General features: G+C 35.8%; 30 protein-coding genes. 27 read left to right on the top strand and 3 right to left on the bottom strand.

Annotated elements, in window-relative coordinates:
- Positions 1–157: 157 nt before the first annotated feature.
- Together F931_RS12745 and F931_RS12740 are read right to left on the bottom strand one after the other, a co-directional pair.
- Positions 158–445: a hypothetical protein gene (locus F931_RS12745; RefSeq protein ID WP_016141759.1), complete on the bottom strand. Its 288-nt coding sequence runs from the start codon at positions 443–445 to the stop codon at positions 158–160.
- A gap of 11 nt (positions 446–456) precedes the next feature.
- Positions 457–1,155: an XRE family transcriptional regulator gene (locus F931_RS12740; RefSeq protein ID WP_025470354.1), complete on the bottom strand. Its 699-nt coding sequence runs from the start codon at positions 1,153–1,155 to the stop codon at positions 457–459.
- Between the two features lie 136 nt (positions 1,156–1,291).
- Here F931_RS12740 and F931_RS12735 point away from each other — a divergent pair, with 136 nt between their 5' ends.
- From F931_RS12735 to F931_RS12610, 26 genes are all read left to right on the top strand, one after another.
- On the top strand, positions 1,292–1,525 hold the full coding sequence (locus F931_RS12735; RefSeq protein ID WP_016141757.1) for a helix-turn-helix domain-containing protein: 234 nt from the start codon (positions 1,292–1,294) through the stop codon (positions 1,523–1,525).
- Between the two features lie 32 nt (positions 1,526–1,557).
- Entirely contained in the window at positions 1,558–1,932 is a 375-nt protein-coding gene (locus F931_RS12730) for a hypothetical protein (RefSeq protein ID WP_000818521.1), read from the top strand.
- Positions 1,933–1,965: 33 nt separating this feature from the next.
- A complete protein-coding gene (locus F931_RS12725) occupies positions 1,966–2,166 on the top strand; it encodes a hypothetical protein (protein WP_000290738.1) in 201 nt (66 codons plus the stop codon).
- Positions 2,163–2,348: a hypothetical protein gene (locus F931_RS12720; protein WP_000200037.1), complete on the top strand. Its 186-nt coding sequence runs from the start codon at positions 2,163–2,165 to the stop codon at positions 2,346–2,348. Before F931_RS12725 ends, F931_RS12720 begins: the two co-directional genes overlap by 4 nt.
- Positions 2,345–2,800 (top strand): hypothetical protein, encoded by a 456-nt coding sequence (locus F931_RS12715; protein WP_016141756.1) that lies wholly within the window; start codon positions 2,345–2,347, stop codon positions 2,798–2,800. Before F931_RS12720 ends, F931_RS12715 begins: the two co-directional genes overlap by 4 nt.
- Complete coding sequence (locus F931_RS12710; protein WP_016141755.1) at positions 2,797–3,438, top strand: ASCH domain-containing protein; 642 nt, start codon at positions 2,797–2,799, stop codon at positions 3,436–3,438. Before F931_RS12715 ends, F931_RS12710 begins: the two co-directional genes overlap by 4 nt.
- Complete coding sequence (locus F931_RS12705; protein WP_016141754.1) at positions 3,438–3,998, top strand: phiTE_072 family protein; 561 nt, start codon at positions 3,438–3,440, stop codon at positions 3,996–3,998. The genes F931_RS12710 and F931_RS12705 overlap by 1 nt, the downstream gene beginning before the upstream one ends.
- Positions 3,999–4,003: 5 nt before the next feature.
- The gene (locus F931_RS12700) at positions 4,004–4,390 is read left to right on the top strand and encodes a hypothetical protein (RefSeq protein WP_016141753.1); all 387 of its coding nucleotides are present in this window, start codon (positions 4,004–4,006) and stop codon (positions 4,388–4,390) included.
- Complete coding sequence (locus tag F931_RS12695; RefSeq protein ID WP_016141752.1) at positions 4,387–5,865, top strand: DNA cytosine methyltransferase; 1,479 nt, start codon at positions 4,387–4,389, stop codon at positions 5,863–5,865. Before F931_RS12700 ends, F931_RS12695 begins: the two co-directional genes overlap by 4 nt.
- A gap of 3 nt (positions 5,866–5,868) precedes the next feature.
- Complete coding sequence (locus F931_RS12690) at positions 5,869–6,891, top strand: hypothetical protein (RefSeq protein ID WP_016141751.1); 1,023 nt, start codon at positions 5,869–5,871, stop codon at positions 6,889–6,891.
- Complete coding sequence (locus tag F931_RS12685; RefSeq protein ID WP_016141750.1) at positions 6,888–7,652, top strand: ATP-binding protein; 765 nt, start codon at positions 6,888–6,890, stop codon at positions 7,650–7,652. The genes F931_RS12690 and F931_RS12685 overlap by 4 nt, the downstream gene beginning before the upstream one ends.
- A complete protein-coding gene (locus F931_RS12680) occupies positions 7,649–8,176 on the top strand; it encodes a hypothetical protein (protein ID WP_016141749.1) in 528 nt (175 codons plus the stop codon). The genes F931_RS12685 and F931_RS12680 overlap by 4 nt, the downstream gene beginning before the upstream one ends.
- Before the next feature lie 2 nt (positions 8,177–8,178).
- Positions 8,179–8,910 (top strand): hypothetical protein, encoded by a 732-nt coding sequence (locus tag F931_RS12675; protein ID WP_016141748.1) that lies wholly within the window; start codon positions 8,179–8,181, stop codon positions 8,908–8,910.
- Positions 8,907–9,209 carry a hypothetical protein gene (locus tag F931_RS12670; RefSeq protein ID WP_016141747.1) on the top strand — a complete coding sequence of 101 codons (303 nt, stop codon included), beginning with the start codon at positions 8,907–8,909 and terminating at the stop codon, positions 9,207–9,209. Before F931_RS12675 ends, F931_RS12670 begins: the two co-directional genes overlap by 4 nt.
- Positions 9,206–9,967, top strand: a complete 762-nt coding sequence (locus F931_RS12665; protein WP_016141746.1) for a DNA-methyltransferase — start codon at positions 9,206–9,208, stop codon at positions 9,965–9,967. The genes F931_RS12670 and F931_RS12665 overlap by 4 nt, the downstream gene beginning before the upstream one ends.
- On the top strand, positions 9,964–10,431 hold the full coding sequence (locus F931_RS12660) for a DNA N-6-adenine-methyltransferase (RefSeq protein WP_016141745.1): 468 nt from the start codon (positions 9,964–9,966) through the stop codon (positions 10,429–10,431). Before F931_RS12665 ends, F931_RS12660 begins: the two co-directional genes overlap by 4 nt.
- 28 nt (positions 10,432–10,459) lie before the next feature.
- Positions 10,460–10,759, top strand: a complete 300-nt coding sequence (locus F931_RS12655) for a hypothetical protein (protein ID WP_016141744.1) — start codon at positions 10,460–10,462, stop codon at positions 10,757–10,759.
- Between the two features lie 78 nt (positions 10,760–10,837).
- Positions 10,838–11,614, top strand: coding sequence for a hypothetical protein (locus tag F931_RS12650; RefSeq protein WP_016141743.1), 777 nt, complete (start codon positions 10,838–10,840; stop codon positions 11,612–11,614).
- Positions 11,615–11,652: 38 nt separating this feature from the next.
- Positions 11,653–11,868 carry a hypothetical protein gene (locus tag F931_RS12645; RefSeq protein ID WP_016141742.1) on the top strand — a complete coding sequence of 72 codons (216 nt, stop codon included), beginning with the start codon at positions 11,653–11,655 and terminating at the stop codon, positions 11,866–11,868.
- Positions 11,869–12,126: 258 nt separating this feature from the next.
- Complete coding sequence (locus tag F931_RS12640; RefSeq protein WP_016141741.1) at positions 12,127–12,825, top strand: RusA family crossover junction endodeoxyribonuclease; 699 nt, start codon at positions 12,127–12,129, stop codon at positions 12,823–12,825.
- Positions 12,826–13,512: a helix-turn-helix domain-containing protein gene (locus F931_RS12635; RefSeq protein ID WP_016141740.1), complete on the top strand. Its 687-nt coding sequence runs from the start codon at positions 12,826–12,828 to the stop codon at positions 13,510–13,512.
- Between the two features lie 13 nt (positions 13,513–13,525).
- Positions 13,526–14,356, top strand: coding sequence for a hypothetical protein (locus F931_RS12630; protein ID WP_016141739.1), 831 nt, complete (start codon positions 13,526–13,528; stop codon positions 14,354–14,356).
- 95 nt (positions 14,357–14,451) lie between these two features.
- On the top strand, positions 14,452–14,718 hold the full coding sequence (locus tag F931_RS12625) for a hypothetical protein (RefSeq protein ID WP_016141738.1): 267 nt from the start codon (positions 14,452–14,454) through the stop codon (positions 14,716–14,718).
- Between the two features lie 158 nt (positions 14,719–14,876).
- On the top strand, positions 14,877–15,143 hold the full coding sequence (locus F931_RS12620; protein ID WP_016141737.1) for a polysaccharide deacetylase family protein: 267 nt from the start codon (positions 14,877–14,879) through the stop codon (positions 15,141–15,143).
- An 83-nt stretch (positions 15,144–15,226) separates the two neighbouring features.
- Positions 15,227–17,470, top strand: coding sequence for a phage tail tip lysozyme (locus tag F931_RS12615; RefSeq protein WP_016141736.1), 2,244 nt, complete (start codon positions 15,227–15,229; stop codon positions 17,468–17,470).
- A gap of 7 nt (positions 17,471–17,477) precedes the next feature.
- The gene (locus F931_RS12610) at positions 17,478–18,302 is read left to right on the top strand and encodes a hypothetical protein (protein ID WP_016141735.1); all 825 of its coding nucleotides are present in this window, start codon (positions 17,478–17,480) and stop codon (positions 18,300–18,302) included.
- A 146-nt stretch (positions 18,303–18,448) separates the two neighbouring features.
- Here the strand turns inward: F931_RS12610 and F931_RS12605 are convergent, their stop codons facing one another.
- Complete coding sequence (locus F931_RS12605) at positions 18,449–20,170, bottom strand: hypothetical protein (protein ID WP_016141734.1); 1,722 nt, start codon at positions 20,168–20,170, stop codon at positions 18,449–18,451.
- A 162-nt stretch (positions 20,171–20,332) separates the two neighbouring features.
- Between F931_RS12605 and F931_RS12600 the strand changes: the two genes are divergently transcribed.
- Complete coding sequence (locus tag F931_RS12600; RefSeq protein ID WP_016141733.1) at positions 20,333–21,274, top strand: putative barnase/colicin E5 family endoribonuclease; 942 nt, start codon at positions 20,333–20,335, stop codon at positions 21,272–21,274.
- The last annotated feature ends 53 nt before the right edge of the window (positions 21,275–21,327 follow it).

Below are 21,327 nucleotides of genomic sequence, written 5' to 3'. Positions count from 1 at the left end.
TTATTCAACTAGTAATTATTCATCAATGAATTAATTGATTATTATTTGATCTAAAGTTATCCATTTAAAATATTCTAATTATAAAAAAACCCAGCATTTTGCTGAGTTTTTAGGCATTACTTACAATTTAACTACTTTAGTTTACGTCCTGAATTATTTAACTATCCATTAATGAATATTTTGTCATTAATAGTAGGCGTGCTAATTCACTATTAAACCCACTAAGTGCTTGAAAAACTGTATCTTTAGCTATTTCAGGATTTTCAAAATTATCAAGAATAAAAGCTTGCTCCACTAAGGGATGGTTCTCATCAGCTAAATTTTTTATATTTAGTAAAATATTAGCCGCTAAATTGGGTTGGCTCTTAATAACTTCCTCAGCAAACACAGTTAAAAAAGTATTAATTCCTTGAAATTTAAAAATATCTTTATCAAGTCTTTCCATAGTGTTTCCCCCTAAAATTCCCTATGCATACCAACGACTTTACCTACCAACTTACACCCTTCAGTTAATTTAATAATCTGCTCAGGCCATTTCGTATTAATCGGTTCTAAATATTTTTCATTATTTTCAATAATTAACTTTTTAAATGTAGCTTCTGATTCACCTGCACATGCAACGATTACAAGATCATTGGTTTTTAGATCAAATACAGGATAATCAGGATTTACATATATTCGATCACCAGGTTCAAACTTAGGATACATTGAGTATCCAGTGACTATAAGGCCATAACCATTCTTCCCAGCCTTTTTCATTGGTGGAAGCCATTCGATTACTTCCGTATCCTTTAAAACAGTTTGAACATCTGTAAATGAACCCGCTGCTACCCAAGAAATCACAGGTACTAAATCTCCTTCTATGTTGATTTTATTATTAAGATCAACATTGTTATCAAGTTTAAGATTGGAATCAGAACTTTTATTTTTTAAAATTTTTTCAATATCTTGGTAGAGCAATTCTTCTGTAGTTAAACCACACCATTTCGCTAACTTCTCTACTGTCTTAATAGTAGGCGCTTGAAATTGTCCGCTTTCCCAACGGAAGAGTGTAGGTTGAGGCACCCCGGATAATTTACTAAGACCCGTTACTGTTAATCGTTGTGAAAACAAAATGTATTTCACATTCTTTTCTAAAAGATATTTCTCTTTCATTTTAAGACTCATTCTCTGGTCCAGGTCTGATATTTAATTTTATTCAAAAATGAATAATTTGTGGAAAACAATTCATCTTTGTATTGACAGCTATTCATTAATGAATAAAAATATTCATCATTATGGAGTCATTGATATGTGCATGAATATTCAAGATAAGGTTATTTACCTTTCAAACAACCGAGGTTTGACACAACAGCAAATTTCAGAGCGAACAGGAATTTCTCAAAGTTCTGTATCAAAAATTGCAAGTGGCGAACAAAAAGAAGTTGCTTATAACAAAGGTGTTGCTTTAGACGCGCTAGTTGCATCTGAACAGAATAAAGAATATGAGGAATCCAAGACAAAACAATTAAATCGATCTGCATAAAAACCACTATTAGGAATTTATGAGGCATAACCATGGCTGAAAAACTTCTTGCAAATGCATCATCGAAATTAACTTTAGAAGAAAAAGCAAAGATGGAATGGATTGCCAAACTTGAAGGCAAGAACTCCTTATCTAATCTCATCCGTTCTATGTGTAAGAAAAAGATTTCAGAAGTAGAAGGTGAGATGGCAGGTAAAAGCTCTCTCGAAGTAATTAAAAACATTTGCACTAGAAAAGTCTCAGAAGCTGAATCTGAATACCAGTTTCTCAGAAATGTTTTTTGTGGGTCAAAAGATAACGGGTATACCAGAGATACCTTCGAATTAGTGCCTTTACGGGCCGAAAAATCGCGGCATACAAATGCTAGTGATAAATCAGTCCAGCTTGATCTACTTAGCTGGAAATAAAAAACCACTCCCTGCGCCAACAGGAAATGGTCTATGGCTGTTCAAACCCTTGGAAGAATGAACGTGAGTAATTTAGCAAATCATCCTTGCTCAGGCAAATGCACTGATTTTAAAGAAGAACAGTGCTCAACTTGTCTTATTAATCAAGATGCCCCGCATCAAATCGTAAACACTCAAACCGATGAAGAGAAATTTCTAGATCGTGCATTCAATGCACAAAAGGAGATTTCATGACTTCAGAAAAAAAGGTTTGGCCGTTAGGAACCAATCACACTGATTCTGAGGGAACGCCGTGGAAGCGTGACGAACAGAACAATTGGTGGTTTTGGCAAGAAAACTTTGGCTGGTCACGCTACGTAGGTCCAGTGAACCAAGCTTTCTTAGATTTACGATTTGAGGTAGGGACTGAACAATGATTTTTGAATTAATAAACCTTAGTGATAAATGTACATTTGAAGCACCAAATTTAAAAATTGCTGCTTTAGTTACTTGTGTACTTGGAAATGGGCAATATTCTGCAAAGGGAATACAACATGATTCAGATGTTCCATTCTTTCTTTTTGGTGGGCACGATGAATGGTTTGTTTCTAAATTTGGTACAAATTTTGAAGAAACCCTTAAACAAGTTCGAGATGAAAATAAACAAGATTTAGTAAATAGCTTTAATAGCGTTTTATTAGGTTCCTACATTGACCGGACCGCTTTTTTCAAAGCTTACAATTTAATTCAAGATCCAACTGAGAAAAACAAATGGCGTAAACAATGGTTAGAAGAACGCCGCTCGTCTTTTAACAATATCTGTGAACGTGCTTGGAATTATGCTGAACAAGTGAGCTTGTATAAACCAGCTCAGGAAGGTGCAGCATGACTGTACGACCAATATTATTTAATACAGAAATGGTTAGGGCCATTTTAAATGGATCTAAGACGCAATCACGTCGAATTATTAAGAATAAGGTTCTAAAAAATATTGAGATAGCTGAAAATCTTGGAGAATTGTTTGGTATTGAAGATACTAAATCAAGAATATCTTCTTACTTTCAGAAATATTGTCCTTTTGGTGCAATTGGTGACCAGCTTTTTGTTCAAGAGACATATGGTTCCAAAATTAGAAGTTTAGGTGGAACTCCTCATAAGTCATTTGTCTATAAAGCAGATAATCCAAAAGAAATTGCTTATTACGACTGTAATGGAAAGGGTTATCCAGTTAGATGGAAGCCATCTTCTCGTATGCCTCGTAAAGCATCACGTATTTTGCTTGAAATAGTTGATATCCGAGTTGAGCGTTTACGTGAAATTAGTGATGAAGATGCTAAGGCTGAAGGTTTTGATAAACCTAAAAATGATTCAACTAAGCAAAGCAATTGTTCTCATAAATCTGTGCTTAGCTTTCAAAGACATTGGGAATCTGTAAAAGGTAAACAATCTTGGAAAGAAAATCCTTGGGTTTGGGTGATTGAGTTCAAGGTTAAGCAAGAGATAATTTTTTCAATGGGGAACTTTTAATGGAAAAGTTCGTCTTTAAAAAAATAGGTGAATATAAGTCAGACTGGGCTTTAGCTTATGTTGATCCAAATAATTTATATAGCGCGGGTGGTGGACGTCTAACAGTCGTTTTAAGTAGTTTTACCGGTTCTGCTTTCTTTTCTCATGTTGGTCAACCAACTTTTAAAGAGTTCATTGCCCAATGCCATGCTCCTTATTTACTTAATAAACTTTTTCCTAAAGTGGAAAAGTGGGTAGATGTTGAGGATGGTAATGAAGTAATTGAATACATAGCTATCAATAAGCTATCTGAATTAAAAGATGGTCGATCAAGTGGCGCAATTTCCAAAAAAGACCTTAGAAATTTTTATGAACACCTTAAAGAAATTGAATTCGAATGTTTTTCAAATTTCTTTGACCAGCTTACTTTTAAAGACCGATCAATCATGTGTGAACTGTTTGGTGAAGACTGGCTTTGGGAAAGTGGGCCATCCAAATTAAATCCTGATTACGTATACCTCGAAAAAATGCTGGTAGATGTGATTTCTGAATTTAAGAAATTAATTGCATTGGGTGAGTGAACGATATGAAAAATAAACTCATCGTTGACCGCAATCAAGCTAAAAATATCCGCGATAGGGAATTATGCCAAATAGCGGTAAATATGCGAATTAAGGAAGGGGAAAACAATCAATTTCTTGCGAGAAAAAAATTTCTCAATCAAGTTTTTTGGGTAGCTGAACCCCTTTGTAGCATTAAACGTGGACCTGAAAAATTCTGCGGGCATTTTTCCTGTGATCCGATTCCTGAAGGTTGGAGCCGTTATACACTTGATAGACCAGGAAGTAGAGTTAATTTCGGTGAACATCGCTTTTTAGTTGAGTGCACTGAAGTTAAGGAATTTAAATATTCTGCAGGTCAATTATTCACTGTTTTACTAACGCTTAAAAAAGTTAATGGTGGTGCATTATGAATATGTGCCTCAACCTTAACTTATTACCTCATGAATTGATTGTTGATAATTTTGCAGGTGGTGGTGGAACATCTACTGGCTTAGAAAAAGCCTTTGGCCGTCCAGTTGATATTGCTATTAACCACGATCCTAAAGCGATTGCAATGCATCGTGCTAATCATCCAAATACTCGCCATTTCTGTGAGGATGTTTGGGATGTTGACCCTGTAAAAGTTACAAACAATCAGCCTGTAGGATTGGTTTGGCTTAGTCCAGATTGCAAACACTTTTCTAAAGCAAAAGGTGGAAAACCGGTTGAAAAGAAAATACGTGGTTTAGCTTGGATTGCTCTCAGATGGGCTGACCTTACACGACCTCGAATCATCATGCTCGAGAACGTTGAAGAGTTCAAAACTTGGGGCAGACTAGGAAAAGATGGATTCCCGAGTAAAAAGCACAAAGGTGAAACATTCAGGTGCTTTGTTAATGCATTACGTCATCAAGGTTATAAAGTTGAATGGCGAGTAATGAGTGCTCGGGATTACGGCTCTCCAACTCTAAGAAGACGGTTTTTTCTAGTTGCTCGCCGTGACAACTTTCCTATAGTTTGGCCCAAGCCTACGCATGCTGCACCGGATAGTAAAGCAGTTAAAACTGGGAAATTAAAACCTTGGCGTATCACAGCAGATTGCATTGATTGGTCGATTGATTGCCCAAGTATTTTTACTCGCAAGAAACCTTTAGTTGAGGCAACTTGTCGCCGTATAGCAAATGGTTTAGTCCGTTATGTAATTAACAATCCTGAACCATTCATTGTTCCTATGGATAAGGTTAAAAGCGTTGCCCCAGTACTTACTGAGTGTGCAAATGCTTCTAGCCCAAGATGTATGCCTATTGATGAACCTTTACGCACAATTTGCGCAGGGGTGAAAGGTGGGCATCATGCGTTAGTTACTGCATTCATTGCTAAGCATTATACGGGTGTAGTTGGTAGTGATATTCGCGAACCACTTCATACGATTACTGCAAAAGATCATAACAGTTTAGTCGTCAGCAACCTGGTGAAACTGCGTAATAACAACATTGGTCAACCAGTAGATGAACCATTACACACCATTACTACAAGTGCGGGACATTTTGCATTAGTACAAGCATTTTTAACTGCCTTCTACGGTAGTGAGAAAGACGGAAATAGCATTCATGAGCCACTTCGTACGATACCAACACGTGATCGTTTTGGCCTTGTAATGGTTAAAGGTGAGCTGCACCAAATTGTTGATATTGGCTTCCGTATGCTTCAGCCAAGAGAACTATTCACTGCACAAGGTTTTGAACCTACTTACATCATTGATCATGGGATCGATGAACATGGAAACACTATCAAATTAACTAAGACAGAACAGGGAAGAATGGTAGGTAACTCCGTACCTCCTCAATTCTCTGAAGCTTTAGTACGTGCAAATTTTGCACATGAACACTTATATGAGGCAGCTTAAGAAATGGCAAGATCTAGAAATATTAAGCCCTCATTCTTTATGAATGAAGACATTATTGAATTACCTTATGAAGCACGATTGCTATTTATAGGGCTTTGGACTTTAGCAGATCGCGAAGGCCGACTCGAAAATCGACCTAAGAAAATCAAAATGTCTTTATTTCCTGCAGACGATATAAACGTTGCAGAACAGTTAGAGAACATTTCTAAGTTTGGTTTTATCGAGTTATATAACGCTGATGGTATTGATGTTATCCATATCGTTAACTTTGTTAAACATCAAAACCCACATGGTCTTGAGAAAGATAGTGAGCTACCTGACAGAAATGGCATCTATACTGTCTATCAACGTAATCCAAAAAACAAAACAATTGTTGGAAAGGCAATTCAGCTAAATAAAGCTGATTTAAAGCATTTTTACGATAAAACAGGTCCATTCTCCCCTCAAAATACTGGTTCTGCTGTTGAAAACAGTTATCAAGATAACGAATCGAATCAAACAAACAGTAGTGGGAACACACAAGAACAGTTAGATAACGGTTCTAAAACTGTTTCTATCTCAGACCAAAACGCCCTGATTCCTGATTCCTTTAATCTGAATCCTGATTCACTGAATCCAGAAGGGAATAACAACTCCGCCGTTGGCGAAGTTGATTCATCGACTCAAGCAAAATTTAGTTTCAAGAGTGCTTTGAAAAAAAATGGTGTACCTGAGAAAGACGCTGCTGAGTTCTTACAAGTTCGTAAAGCCAAGAAAGCTCAAAACACCGAAAACGCTTTTGATGCACTTTTGAATGAAGCCCAAAAAGCAGGAATCACACTTCAGCAAGCCGTCGAATATTGTTTGAAAAGACAAAATCCTTGGGGTGCCTTCAAAGCATCTTGGTACCTAAACGAAAAACCCGAAATGACTACTGGTCAACAGTCAAACCATCAATCGTTACCACGCAACGTAAATGATCAATGGGGAGCGCCAAAAAAATATGAACCAGTTGCTCACACTGCTGTGGAGGGTGAATTGATATGAACGCAGTGCCTCAAAAATTGGAATATAAAATTTCCCATACAAACCAGATCTGTAAGATCCACAAAGAACACATGATCAATGTACATGGTCGAATAGTTTGTCAGTCTTGTGTTGAAAAAATTATGAAGCAGTCAAATGAAAAATATGAAAGCGATAAGAATATTCGTATTTTAAATTTGAAAATGGCTCGAGCTGGTATCCCTAAAAGACATGTAAATAGCGGCTTTAGCAACTATGCAGTAACTCACAAAGGACAAGACAAAGCTCGTAAAACTTGTGAAAAATTTACTATGGATTTCAATTCAGGTGTTTTTCGAAATTTACTTCTTGTCGGCCGTACTGGTACGGGTAAAACACATCTAGGTTCATCAATTCTGAAAAATATCATCATCAAAAATTCGGAGGCTATCTACATAACATCTGCAGACTTAGCTGAAGATATCGCGGGTGCCTATCGCCGTAGCGGTGATAGTGAAGATGAAGCGCTAAAACGCTATGTAAAAAAAGATTTATTAATTATTGATGAATACGGTTTACATGACCGTGCTGAAAAACGTCCTCAACTTCTTGAGAGTGTTCATAAGGTTCTACTCACTCGTTACGACGAGTTGAAGCCAACAGTTGTGATTTCAAACCTAAGTCTTTCTGAGGTCCGCGAAGATCTTGGGGACCGGCTTTGGTCAAGATTTCAACATGATGGCTTAGATATTGTGGAATGTGATTGGGATGATGCTCGTATAGGTGGAGGTAAAGCACAGTGAACGCATTTGTTGATATGAAAAAATCTGAATACGCATTAGTTGCTTACTCAAACGTAGCAGCTAAATCTGAGGAGCGAAAAGCATTAGAAAAAGCAGTTAAGAAGTGGCTGAAACATCCTGGTAATAAAATCCGACACGTTGAGTCTTTAGGACGTGATCTCAATATGCCTCACGGCACCGGACCTATGTATAAGCGTTTATGTTGTCGTTGCGAAACTTGTGTTGAATGGGCGCTTTCCACTGGTTTAATCAAATCTAAGCCAAAACCAGTTGTAAAACGTGGTCCAGATGCTCGCCAATTGCGTATTTTGGCGCAGAAAAGCCAATTGACCCCCTACGCTACAGCTTTTAATGAAGATTGGGATTTACTGGCTTTAGAAGTGGATTATTCAGTTACGGCATTTCAACTTGAACGTATCTATCAAGGTCGTTCTGAAATTGATCACAACTTTGTTTGGAATCGAGTTAAGCGTGTAGCTGATCGTTTAGTTGCTGAAAAGTTAAAAGCGGAAGGGGGAGTGTGAAAATGAAATCTAAAGCAACCAGCAAAAAACGCTCAAAAAAATACAATCCAAACAAGCTAACACCAGCGCAAGTTCAAGCTAATCAGAAAAAGGCTGAAATGCGTAGAGAAGCTGCTCAAGAATATGAGTTCAGCATGCGTTTTGTTTCGAAAGATATTCGAGAGTTTATTGAAAATAAAAATATCGAAGAGGCAGCTTTACTAGAGCGCTTCCCTAATCGTTTATCAATTCCATATCACTTCAGTATTGCAGCTTATGGTTATCAAGATTTAGCAATTGTTCAAGTGCTCGAGCATGTTAATGAATGTGAACAATGGGATGTTGAGCTCACTATTACGATGTCTGATAGAACCGATATGTATGAAGGTTCAATAATTGTAAATCAACCCCTTACAGCTCCAAAGATGACTTACTTTGAGTTTTGGTCTGGTAAAAAAGATTGTTATGTAGATTTAGGTGGTGGCATCCGTGTCAAAGGTTGGAAAGGCTTAAATGATGAGATTTTAAGAGCCTTAGAACATAATAAAAAAATTCCAGATGGCTTTGGAATAGATCGTCTTGAAGTCTATGTAACTACATCAGCCAGTTTTAAGAGCGTTGATACCTATCAAGAGTTCTTGATTGTCGCCGAATGGATAAATAAGGGGATAGCCGAGGAGCAATTACGCAAGCTTTGGATTGCTGACCAACTCATTGGTAACGGCAGATCATTTGGTTATGAGGGCGCGGCATGATGAGAAGATTAAAACAACGCCAGCGCCAACAACGCAATATTTGGGCATTGCTTAACAAACCAAAGCTAGGTGATTTTAAAGTAGGGGATAAAATTACAACTCTTTTATGTGATGACATCCTTACAGTCATTGGTATTGGTCATGGAGACTTTCTAAAGGCTAAGGGGTTTAACTGTCATGGTATGAAAGACGGTGTATGTAATGTACTTAACTTCCAAGTAAATCATGCTACCAAAGAGGAAATTGAGGCAGGACATCGCATTGATAAAGTAGAACGTTTAGGCGAGACAAAGGCATGAAAAATAAAATTCAATTAATGCTGGGTGATTGTCTAGAACGAATGCGGGAAGTGGAAACTGGAACCGTAGACATGATTTTATGCGATTTACCTTATGGAACTACATGCTGTAAATGGGATGTTGTAATTCCATTCAAACAGCTTTGGGAGCAATACGAGAGAGTAATAAAGAAAAATGGCGCAATCGTTTTATTTTCTGCACAACCATTCACTTCAATACTAGCTACATCCAATCTTAAGTTATTCCGTTATGAATGGATTTGGGAAAAACCTGCAGCTACTGGCTTTTTAAATGCTGACAAACAACCCTTACGTGCTCATGAGAATATTCTTGTTTTTTATAAATCTCTTCCAACGTTTAATCCTCAAAAAACGTTTGGGCATAAACGTAAAACAGCAAAAAGGAAAGATATAGGATCAGCGTTATATGGTAAGCAGATGAATATTAAAGACTATGACTCTACTGAAAGATATCCAAGATCTGTGCAAATTTTTAGTCGTGATTATCCAGTAGTACATGACACTCAAAAACCTGTAGACCTTTGTGAATTCTTAATTCGTTCATATACATATCCTGGTGAACTTGTGCTTGATAACACAATGGGAAGTGGGACTACTGGAGTAGCTTGTATTAATACTGGTCGTAATTTTATTGGTATTGAAAAAGATATAAAAACTTTTCAAATAGCTGAAGAACGAATTTGCGAGGCTCGTAAAAACAGAGACATGCAACCAGACCTGTTTGGAGAAATAGCATGAACTCAATGGCAAAATTAGGTTTATATGGCAATGCAGAAGGAAAAACAGATGTTTGGGCTACACCACAAAACCTATTTGATGCGATAGACCATATATTTAACTTTGATTTAGATGTTTGTGCATTACCTGAGAATGCGAAATGTGATCGTTATTTCACGCCTGAATTGGATGGTTTAAAGCAAGAATGGGTTGGCACTTGTTGGATGAATCCACCATATGGACGTGAAATTTCCTTGTGGATTGAGAAGGCAGTTGAAACAGCAAATAATGGTCATACTGTTGTAGGGCTATTGCCAGTGCGTACAGATGTAGTTTGGTGGCAAGAACACATATTGCATAGAGAAATTCATTACATCAAAGGACGTCTCAAATTTGGAGGTTGTAAACATAACGCGCCATTTGGTTGTGCATTAGTTGTGTTTAGACCAAGCCTTAAAGATGTTCGGTGGGAAAGTTCAATTTGAATAAATTTAATTTCTTATGGTGATATAGATGCAGTCAGTAAAACCTATATATAAACGCGGTGATAGAGTTTATGTAAATTTCAAATCATCGAATAGCATGGAAACTGATGGAACACATATTTTTGGTGAGGGCAGAATTGATAGGGTAGATGAAGATAATGATTTTCTAATTGGTAGACTCGATAAAGGTGGTTATTTTGGTTGTCCATCAACAGATGTAAAACCAATTAATGAGGCATGTATACACGGATATGATGTTGCATGTTTATTATGTGGATTTGGTCAATCTGAAACTACTGGTGAGAGGATCTGGCATACCCAACGTTAGTATGTAAGATATAGTTTTTAAATGACAAAACGATTAAGCTCACCTATTGGTGGGCTTTTTTTAAATTAGTGAAATTGTATGAATATAGGTATTTGTAAGCTTTGTGGCGAAGAAAAAGAATTACAGCGTTCACATGTAATTGGTAAAACATTTTTTAAGCCAATCTTGAAGGATTCTAAAAAAAATGTTGCTTTTCAATTTCAGCTCAAGAAAAAATATGTATGTACTACAAATGACACTTGGTTTACGCGGCTATTATGTAGTCAATGTGAGCAATTTTTTAATGAAAATTATGAAAATTATTCAATTGCAATCCTTAGAGAAAAAAGAAAAGAAGTTGAAATAATAAATGGTCCAGAAGGGATAAAATATAAGAACTTAGACGCAGAAAAAATAGCGCTCTTTATTCTTTCAATTTATTGGCGAGGAATACATTCTGATCATCATGCTTTTGCTGACTGTATAAATGATCCTACCCTTGAAAGTGTTCTAAAAGAAATAATTAAAGGTAAATTAAAAATAGTTCCAAATTTGATTAAAGTTAGAATTAGGTTATTTAAAGATTCCACAAGGTTTTTTGATGAAATCTCTTTAAAGCAAATTATTGTTGCACCCTTTACAGAATCATTCGCAAAAGGCTTCATATCTACAATGGCATTTGAAGGATATTTGGTTGAGTTATATTTCGGACCATTGAATATTTCAAATTTAACAAATAATGGGTTTGTAGATATTGGTAGTAATGAAGTTTACATTCCATATTTAGAAATAATTTCACATCGAAAAATTAGGGAATCACTTTTTGATGGTGCAAAAATTATAAAGCAATTCCCAGAATTGATTGAAAAGGGATAAAGTGTACAATCAAGTTCTAAACTCTTTTTGGCTTATTTATGAAAATTTGTATAGGTGGTGATCTCGATGGACGAGTAGTTGAGAAGGATGTTTATTCATTTAAAGCTACTGAAATAGATCCAGAGAAGAACTCAGAGTATTTCATTCAAAGCTATATTCTTGGAGATAAGAGATTAAGATTTTGGATTTGTTTTGATATAGATTTTCATGAAGCCTCGCAAATAGTTGAAAAAATGATGAGAACAAAACATTAAAATGTATATTGATTAAATTCGATATATATTTTATATTATGTGAACTGTTTATCGGTTTACGTTTATTTAAGTTTTATAGTCCGTACTTTCCCCAAGGTGCGGACTTTTTTTATCTCGTCAAAAAGAAGGATTGGAACTAAGGTCCTTTTAAATAAATCAAACGGTCAATAATTCTGGAACTAAGTGTTTTTAAGGATTTTGTCATGCAAGAAGAGTTTCAAGTCTATGTAAATCTTACTTGCTTGATTTGAGGTCGTTATGATTAAAAAAAGTAACCGCCGTCAGTGGAGTGAGTTTTTCTCTAATAATAAAAGACAAGAACTCTTTAAAGATTTCAGTGTTTCATCAGGTAATGACAAAGTTAAAAGGCAAAAAACTAGCTCATCAAAACATGTGTTTTTCCCGTGCCATGTCGAAAAAGAAAATGACGGTGGAAACGGTGAAAATAGTATATATAGGGGAAGCACAGGCGGTGTTATCATTTCTGGTAAGCAATACATCACAATCAAATTGCCTTATGGATTAAGCGCTAACGAGATTTGGCGGGCTACAATTGATCAGAACGGAAAGCAAAGAAATAGTCTTTCAGTAGGTGCTAAAAAATATAAAGACAAGGTTCAAAAGCAATATGGACCTATGTTTAGAGCACTTAAGTTAAAAGCTATCGATCAACTTTGTGAAATACGGTTAATTGTTCAACCACCACTTAAAACTCGTTCTTACAGCGCTAAGACATATCCACGATTTGATATTGATAACTATCCCAAACTTATTATTGATAGTGTCAAAGGTGATGGCTTGTTATTCAAAGACGACAATATTTTCATAAGTGAAAAAATTAAGCTGGCAGAACCATGTGAAAACGGTTGTGTCTGGCTTTCTTGCGTGCTTACTGATGAAACTGATTGGTTGTCACAATCTGTAGATTTTGATTGGTTAGCTGGGAGAAGCATTTAAATGGCGAAAAAGAGCGATTTGCAACGTCGAGTACTTATCGGTAGAAAACTTGCAATGGCGCGTGACATGGCTCAATTACGTCAAGAAGACGTAGCATTAGAGATATTCGGTACTCCACATAAAAATCGAATGAGTGAAATTGAAAACGGTAAGTTAATGCCTGATGCAGAATTACTTTCTTTGCTATGTCAAAAATATGGTGTTTCAGCCGACTGGGTTCTTGGTTTTACAATTGAACCTGAACTAGATAAAACGGCTTCTGTAGCTGGTATTCTGTTTAACAGTCTTGGTGAAATGATGAGTGAATATACTCAAGCCATGGCATTTCAATTAAGTATGGCTGCAGCACAGCATATTACTTCTTTCCCTAAAGCCTTAACGGTTGAGTTACTTGAAGCCTCAAAAGGGCTCATTCAAGCATGTTTATCGCAAGATCAATCTATTCAAGAAAAGGTTTTACCAGAACTTCACACTCTTATGCGTATCGTTCGTGAGTGTGAACAAAATCGTGCGAAACAAATCCGTAACTTAGAAATGGCTATCGATGATGTTTTCCAACGTGAAGAGAACGATTTACAGCAAAAAGCTCTAATTGATCTTATCCAAAATAAAAAACGTTTTAGCAAGGCTTCTTTACAGCAACAAGCTATAGCTGAAGTAAAACAAATAGGTCTATTTACTGATTAAGGGATAGACTTTAATGGCTCGCAAGATTGAATACTCGGAAGAAATTTGGAACCGGCTAAAAGAAGTCTATGAATCTTCTCCTAAGATTACGTGGCAAGGTTTAGTTGATCAGGTTGGCGAAGAACTCGGTTGTGAGATGCCTTCGCCATCCGTTGTACGCCGTAAAGCACTTGCTGAGAAATGGAAAAAGAAAGCTAAATCTCTAGTCAAAAAGACAGCCCAAGAGCTTAATAAAGAGATTAAAAAATTGACCAAAAAAAACAATGGTCAAGAAGATACACAAAGCACTGAAAAATCAGAAAAAAGTGAAAGTCAAAAATCTGTCAAAAAAACGTCAAATATTGCTGAATTTAATAGTCAAAACTCAAAAAATAGTGGTCATAACAACGGTGGGCGTTCTACAGTCAACGAGAACTATCTAAAGTCAGCTTTGGTTGTCAAAAATAACCGTATTAGAGCTCATAAGCTTGGAGAGTTAATTACAGATACTATCGATAGCGTTATTCATATTAGAGATGAAGTACTTAATCTGAATAATCCTACTGAAGATGAATTGGCGCTCGTCAAGTTTAAAATGGGTTTGATTAGTCAAGTGGTTGATTTGAACGTTAAACAAAGTATCAGCATTTCTAACATTGCTCGAACTGAAGCAATGTTCTGGGGTTTAGATGTTGATGATTTGAAAGACCAATCGGAAGTTCAAGCACGGCGTAGTTCTGTTATTTCGGGTGCTGAAGAAAGAATGGCAATTGCAAAAGCAAATATGAAGAAGAAAAAAGAAGAAGCATTTATGCGTAAGCTTGCTTTAGTTGAAGCTGGTGAAGTAGATCCAGAAGATAACTAAGAGTATGTAAAAAATGGGCTGGAATATGATTGATTATTGAATATACTATTTCAATGAAATGTAGAATAAATTCACTTTATTCATTAGGAGTAATTATGCAAGAAGATGACGGTTTCCCATGGTGGGGCTGGGTGACGGGAGCGATCATTGTTGCTTTCTATTTTTATTTATTAATGCCAGAAGTTTCGAAACTTTCATATTCATTTGCAGAACATGTTGCCGCACCTATATCTTTAGCAATCAATAGTTCAGTAGTTGATATCTTTTTAGCAGTTATTCTTTTTGCGATTGTAATTGGGTCAGTTATTGTTCCATTTTGTGTGAACTACTACTTAGTTAAAAATTTACAAAATGAAATTTAGTAGAACTTAAAACTCAATAAAGCCTGCCTAAGTGGTGGGCTTTTTTGTATAATAATTAATCACTTGATTGTTTATTTTAAAAAAAGTTCCCGTGTTTTGAGTAGTGCATGTCTATATTAAAAATAATCAATAACTTTTAGTTTATAGGAAACATGCAAATGCCTTTAAATCGAATCACTGCAACTGAAGCATCTAACTTAGCAAAGAGTTCAACCCAATTTGATAAAGATTATATCCTCGATCAGGTTTATCAAACAGTTAAGGCAAATCTTAAGAACGGTTATGTAGTTTTGCTATATCAAATTAATTCAGTCTCTATTCTAGAAATGGAAGCAGCTGTGCGTCAATTGAAAGAAGATGGATACCAAGCAAATGCTACTCATTCATCAATCTCACTTAAATTAGAAGTTAGATGGCCTGTCTAGGAATTAATAAGATAGGAACCTAACAACTTTTTATTGAATTAATTTATCCAAAATGCCCTATATCAAAATGGGGCATTTTTGTTATGGCAGATTCAAATCACAATAATCCAGTTTTATCTTATGATGAGCTTGGCTTTATCATTGGTATGAAACGAGTTGAAAAAAAAGTAAGTAAGATTGATTCAAATATTGAAAAGATTATCGAAATTCTAACTCAAAGCTTTGAAGAGCAAAAAGCACAGTTTGCTAAGCCTCAGCCAAAACTTACTGAATTTCAAAAGATGCTTAATGCTGTCAATAATAGACAAGCTTTAGATTTTGAAGATTTATTAAAAGAAAAAGCTAATCCAATCACTCAGTCTTTTGTTGTAGCAGACAAGCTGGTCAAAGACTTTGCTGATGTTTTAGAGCAATCAGTTAATGATCTTAATACAGCAAATAAAGAACAAATCAACCGACCTAAGGCACGAAAGCCAGCTATAGAGATTAATAGCCATGAAGATTTGAATAAGGTCGTAAGCTCATCTACACCAGAACGTGATGAGAACGGACGTTTTGTTTCTAATCAAGATGATGTTAAAAACCAATCCGCTATTAGCAAAGTTGCACAAACAATTACCACGGCGGTAAAGGGTGTAATGCCGAACTCACCGCAAGGTGTAGATCCTACAGTTGATGCAATCAATGAAGTTGGTCACTTACTTTCGCCTGTACGCCGTGCTGCTGGTTTAGCATTGCGGCCATTAACAGGATTGATGCGTAGTAAAAAACGTAATGAACCATTACCAAGAGAGCAAGAGAGCCATAACCGTAAACAAATAAAGTTATTGCAGCGAATTGCCGATAATTTAGCTGCTAGAGGCGGTTTATTAGGTTCTCTAGGGAAATTACTTACTTCCGTGTTATCTGCTGGTGGTGGGCTTCTAGGTGGTGCTCTAGGGAAAGGAAAAAAAGGTATAGGGAAATTAGGAAAGGGCTTAGGTAAACTTCTTAAGTTTGGCCGTGGACTACCCGTAATTGGTGCACTGGCTGCTGGTGCATCATTGTTAGATTGGAATGAACAAAGCACACAAGAAAAGGGCGGTACGGTTGGTAGTCTTGCTGGGGGCGTGATTGGTGGTACTGTCGGTTCTTTAATTGGTCCAGCTGGTACCTTAATTGGGGGCATGGCTGGTTCTTGGATTGGAAATAAGCTTGGAACCGTAGTTGCGCCGTATTTCAAAGAGTGGACAGATTCTTTAATTGCTGCAGATGTACCAGGTATAATTAATACTGCTTGGAAAGGATTTGTAAGTTATGCGTCTAATGCTTTTGAACAGGCGAAAGGTACAGCCTCAAAAGTTGTAGACGGCGTAAAAGAAACGGCAGGTGATACATTAGATTTCATTAAAGATAAATTTAACCGATTTAATCCATTCCATGAAGGCGTTCCCACATGGGGCATTGGGCAAGGAGTTTATAAGCCGGGTTTTGGTGCAAATGCTGGTGTAGCACAATATGGCGCCACTATTGCACAACCAGTTAATAGATCAGCTGCTAGAGATGAGGCATTAAAGTTTTTCACAAGCAAGGAAGGGGGAAATTGGACACCTGAACAAGCTGCTGGAATAGTTGCGAATCTTGAAGCTGAAAGTGGCTTTAAACATACGGCTATAGGTGATAGTGGTAAAGCTTTTGGAATTGGTCAATGGCATCCTGATAGACAAGCTAAATTTAAACAAAAGTTTGGTAAAGATATTCGTCAATCCTCATATCAAGAACAATTAGCTTTTGTTAACTGGGAATTAAATAACAATGAATCATCTGCAGGTAAAAAGTTAAGACAATCTAAAACTGCTAATCAAGCTGGCGCTATTGTTTCTCGATATTATGAACGACCAGCAGCAGTTGAAGCTGAAGCTATGAAACGTTCTGCAATGGCGCAAAATATCCATGTTGATGCAGATAAAAGATCTCTACTCACAGATAAGCAAGATAACTCTAAAACATTAAAAGATATAGAAGCTAAAACAGTAAAGAGTGCTTCTAAGGTTGAGCCAAAGCCGGAGAATATCTATAACCAAACAAGTAGAAAACTTTCAGGCGTACTGAGCTCAAAAACCCCACATCTACCAACTTCAAAAAGAGATCTAAGTTCAAATGTAACTAGCCTAAAAAGTAATCCTATAACTAAAATACCAGCCTTTAAACAGCCACTTAATACTCCAAACCCTCAGGAAGTCGTTGTTGTTAATGGTAATAATGGTAATATCGGTCAGAACGTAAATGATAGATTCCTAGCCCATGCTTTAACTGGTGGGATAGGAATGGGAAACTTAGAAGGTTAGTTTATTAATGACTCTTAGGGCTTTAAATTTAACGGTATTAATGATTATGCTTGCATTAGCTGGTTGTAATAAAAATAATGAACAACCAGCGGAAGGTTCTAAATCAGCAATGCAAGAACCGGTTAAAGCGGAAGCAACTTATGATTTCTCATCTTTAAATGAATCTGATTTTTTGAATCAAAGTATTTTAGTAAATGATGACAAAACTTATAGAGCAATCAGATTTCATGATTATGCTGTAGGTACAAAGTTAGTAGGCGCAGCGAGTATTGATTCAATCCAGAAAGTTGATAATCACACATTAGCTTTGGTATCTACACGACCTTTAATTAATCAAAAGGCTGGTCTATATGGTGTAATCGGAAATAAAGCTAATTTTGATGGAAATTTAGTTGTTTTAGTCTTTGATCCAAAGGTTCAAGCTAGGGTTATTGAGGGGGATATAATTGCATTTAAGGGCACATTAGCGCCGTCAGATGTATTTACTTATACAAACCCAACAACAAATCAAATCGAAGAAATACCAATTATTTATGTCCATTATTATCAAGCTGGTGAATTATCAATACAAGGTATAAATGATTATCTTAAAAAACAATCTTCTGAAATTCCTAACATCATTCAAAACAAAATTTCTCAATATGAAAAGCTCAATGATTCTTGCCGTGGTGGTTCGGGGGATGACCCCAAAACAATTCAAAGCTGTAACGCAAGAGATGCTTTATATGTTGATATAAAAAATGGTGGTTGGTGTTGGGGTTCAGAAAATCTAAATGCTGCAGGATCAGATTTGATTTGGTTACCATGTGCTAAAGACAGAAACTCGGATTAAAGAATTATAAGATATACAAGAGTGCAGATCAGGAAATGAACCTAGTTGTTTATAATCCCATTTCTTAAAAGTTTATAAAGGGCTCTCCGTTACTTAATTTAAGTTCTCATTAGTGATTAATATGAGAACTTAAATTCTATCGATTTTTATGGTCCTTTTTCTTCAACTAATGGGAATAAAATTTCTTTTTCATCAATTGGCTGAGATAATCTTTTATACTCTTTCTCGAAATGGCGTAGCTCCTTATGAGAGGGTAGGTTTTCAACAGCCATTTCAATGAGTTCTAGTGTTTTTATCTCATTACCATCTTTTCTATAACGTTCAGCTAATTGAAGAATCATTGCTGATTCAAAAATATCAGGACATCTTATTTTTAATTTTTTATCTCTATCTTTAAAATACTGTATTAAATATTTTTCATGATCTTTAATATCCCATTGAATTTGGAGTCTTAGCAAAGTGTTAACTATAAGACCTTCAATACAAGGATTCGATATCTTCTTTTGATGTTTCTTCATAAATTTATGTACTTTTTGCTTTCGCTCTTTTTCATTTTCGTACGTGTCTTTTAAATAGTTATAATAAATTATATAAAGAGCTAAATAGGCATGTTTATCTACTTGCTTCAATGTATCAATTTTAGATTCAAATTCGTCTAAAACGTTAGTTAAGTCAGTAACTGATGCATTTGGAATAGAATTTAAACAATCCTTTAACTGAAACAGAAAAGCTACTAATTTTCGAATACCCGCCCCAACAGTAAAGTCAATTTCAGCAATCCAATATTGAGGTGCTAAATGTACTTGTAAAATATTAGATCGTTCTAAATAATAATCATATGGTTCTTTTTCAATAGTTTTTTGTTTCATAACAAATTCGATAATTACATGTCTTGCAAGTCTCGATAACCCTTGGAGTGTTAGCCATTTTTTTTCTTCAATTAAACATGTTTCAGAATATTGAGCGTGGGATAATTGTTTTGGTAATTTTATTAAGTTGTGCACATATTTTGATCTAGCTTGATATGCATTTGTAAGAGCTGTAGGTAAATCTAATCTAGCAATAGGATTTAATACAAAATCAGCATCTTCCCTGAAAAAAGAAGGAGAAACATGTTCAAGAGCAAATGCTTCGAATCTTTTTTTTAAAGAGGTATGTTCTATACTTAATACAGCCTCTCTAACTTTTTGAGCAATTTCTGATTCACATCCTTTTAATGCTTCATCGATAATCTTTTTTTTTCGTTGATCGTAGTCCTCCCAAGTTGATTGGTGACCATCGAAATTTTGTGCAAGTGATTCAATTGATGCGACGAGTAGAGTGTAGGCTAATTCAAAATCATCTGCGATACGATGCATACCTGTTACATATGTTCGAATTGAGCTCATTACCCCTAAATATGTTTTACGTTCTAGGCCAATTAAGTGATTAGTAAACCTTATAAAAAATTTTTGATCTTCTTCTTGGCAATAAATATTTTTATCAAAAACTGTTTTAATCATCTTATTTGGTGATCTATGAGTAGAAACACCTTGTTCATCGCTTAGCAACCTTTCAGTAAGTGAATGGCTAGGTGAAGCTGTACAATTTAATACCAAGGAAAGAATTGAAGAAAAGTCTAATATTAAAGAGCTAATCCCATGAGAAATTAAAGTTCCAGGCTTACTTTCGGTTTCTTCAACCAGTTCTTCTATTTCATATATAACAGTATTTGGACCACCTGCATTTTCAACAGAAAGTATTGTGCCTGCTTTTGTCTGAATTTTTTCATCACGAAATAATTTCAAATTTGTATAAATTATCCCTTTTAAATTATTTCGATATTCAATTTCTCGGGTATAAAGTTTTCCTGTACAGATTTGTAGCATTCATATATTCCAAACATTAAATTTAATTAGGATATTCTTAGAAGTTAATAAAGATTTCAATATAAATAATTTTTAAACATGATTTAAAATTTTTATGGAACCACTTTCTTATCACTGATTAGATAAATTGCAAAATAATCTCATATTAATGAGGTTATTTTCATGGGCAGTCTTAATCTAGCAGCTGTAACAGCTGCCACTCCATATATTAAAAAGATCCAATCTGCATTAGAAAAGGCAACAGGCCAAACTATTGTCACACCTGAGTTTCGCAAAATTAAGCGTGTTGCTGGTGTTAGTGTCTTACCAGTTGCATTTTTCTTTTCAGGTGGCGCTACGCTCACACTTTATGTTCGTGCTTTAGCAGATGTGGTGAAAGCTGAACTTAATGACAAAGTGATTGTGTTATCAGGTGATTTTAGTGATGACTATAAGCCAACATTTGAAAACGCCGTGAGTTGTGTTGCTAAACTTATCCGTGAAGCACAATCAAAGATTCAAGAACAAAATAAACGGGAAAAAGTTAGTTTGCCTCCGCGCCGTACTTCTATAGATCAGAAAATTAAAGAAGTACAAGAACAAGAACTAAAGCTAGATGAAGATTTAGCAAAACAAACCGCTCAGCGTGACCAACTGAAGGAACAAATTGAACATGCTAAGCAACAACTTGGTATAAGTTCGGAGGCTGGTCAATCCGAACTGGGAAAGCCTGAATTTGATAGTGCGAGTCCAGTCAAATCAGTTACAGCAAATATCACACGTGGTAAAGCTGCAATGAACAAAGCCATTATGGAAAAAACCACAGTGCATAGAGCTATGTATCGGAATGATCTAGGCTGGGTGGATTTTGAGTATGGCAGTGATAAACAGGGCATTAAGCATATTATCAAGCGCCGTATGGAAAGTGATGGCATGACATATGATGAAGTTGTGCATATGCTTGTGGATACTATTGTGCAAACAATCGCTCAAGGTAGTACCCAACGGCGTACAGAACGTGGATTATCTACAAGAATAAATATTGTATTTAATTCGCATGAAGCGTCATTGATTAAGCGAGAAGGTAGTAATGCATGGCTGCTTACAGCTTTTGAAGTGCATTAAAAAAGCCCGGTAGTTAGAGATGGGTTGCGACATCTTCTAACCTACACTTATGA

This window comes from Acinetobacter pittii ANC 4050, from assembly GCF_000399685.1.
GTDB lineage: Bacteria > Pseudomonadota > Gammaproteobacteria > Pseudomonadales > Moraxellaceae > Acinetobacter > Acinetobacter pittii_E.
Note: the sequence above shows the minus strand (reverse complement) of the source record. Positions and strands in the feature narration are given on the sequence as shown.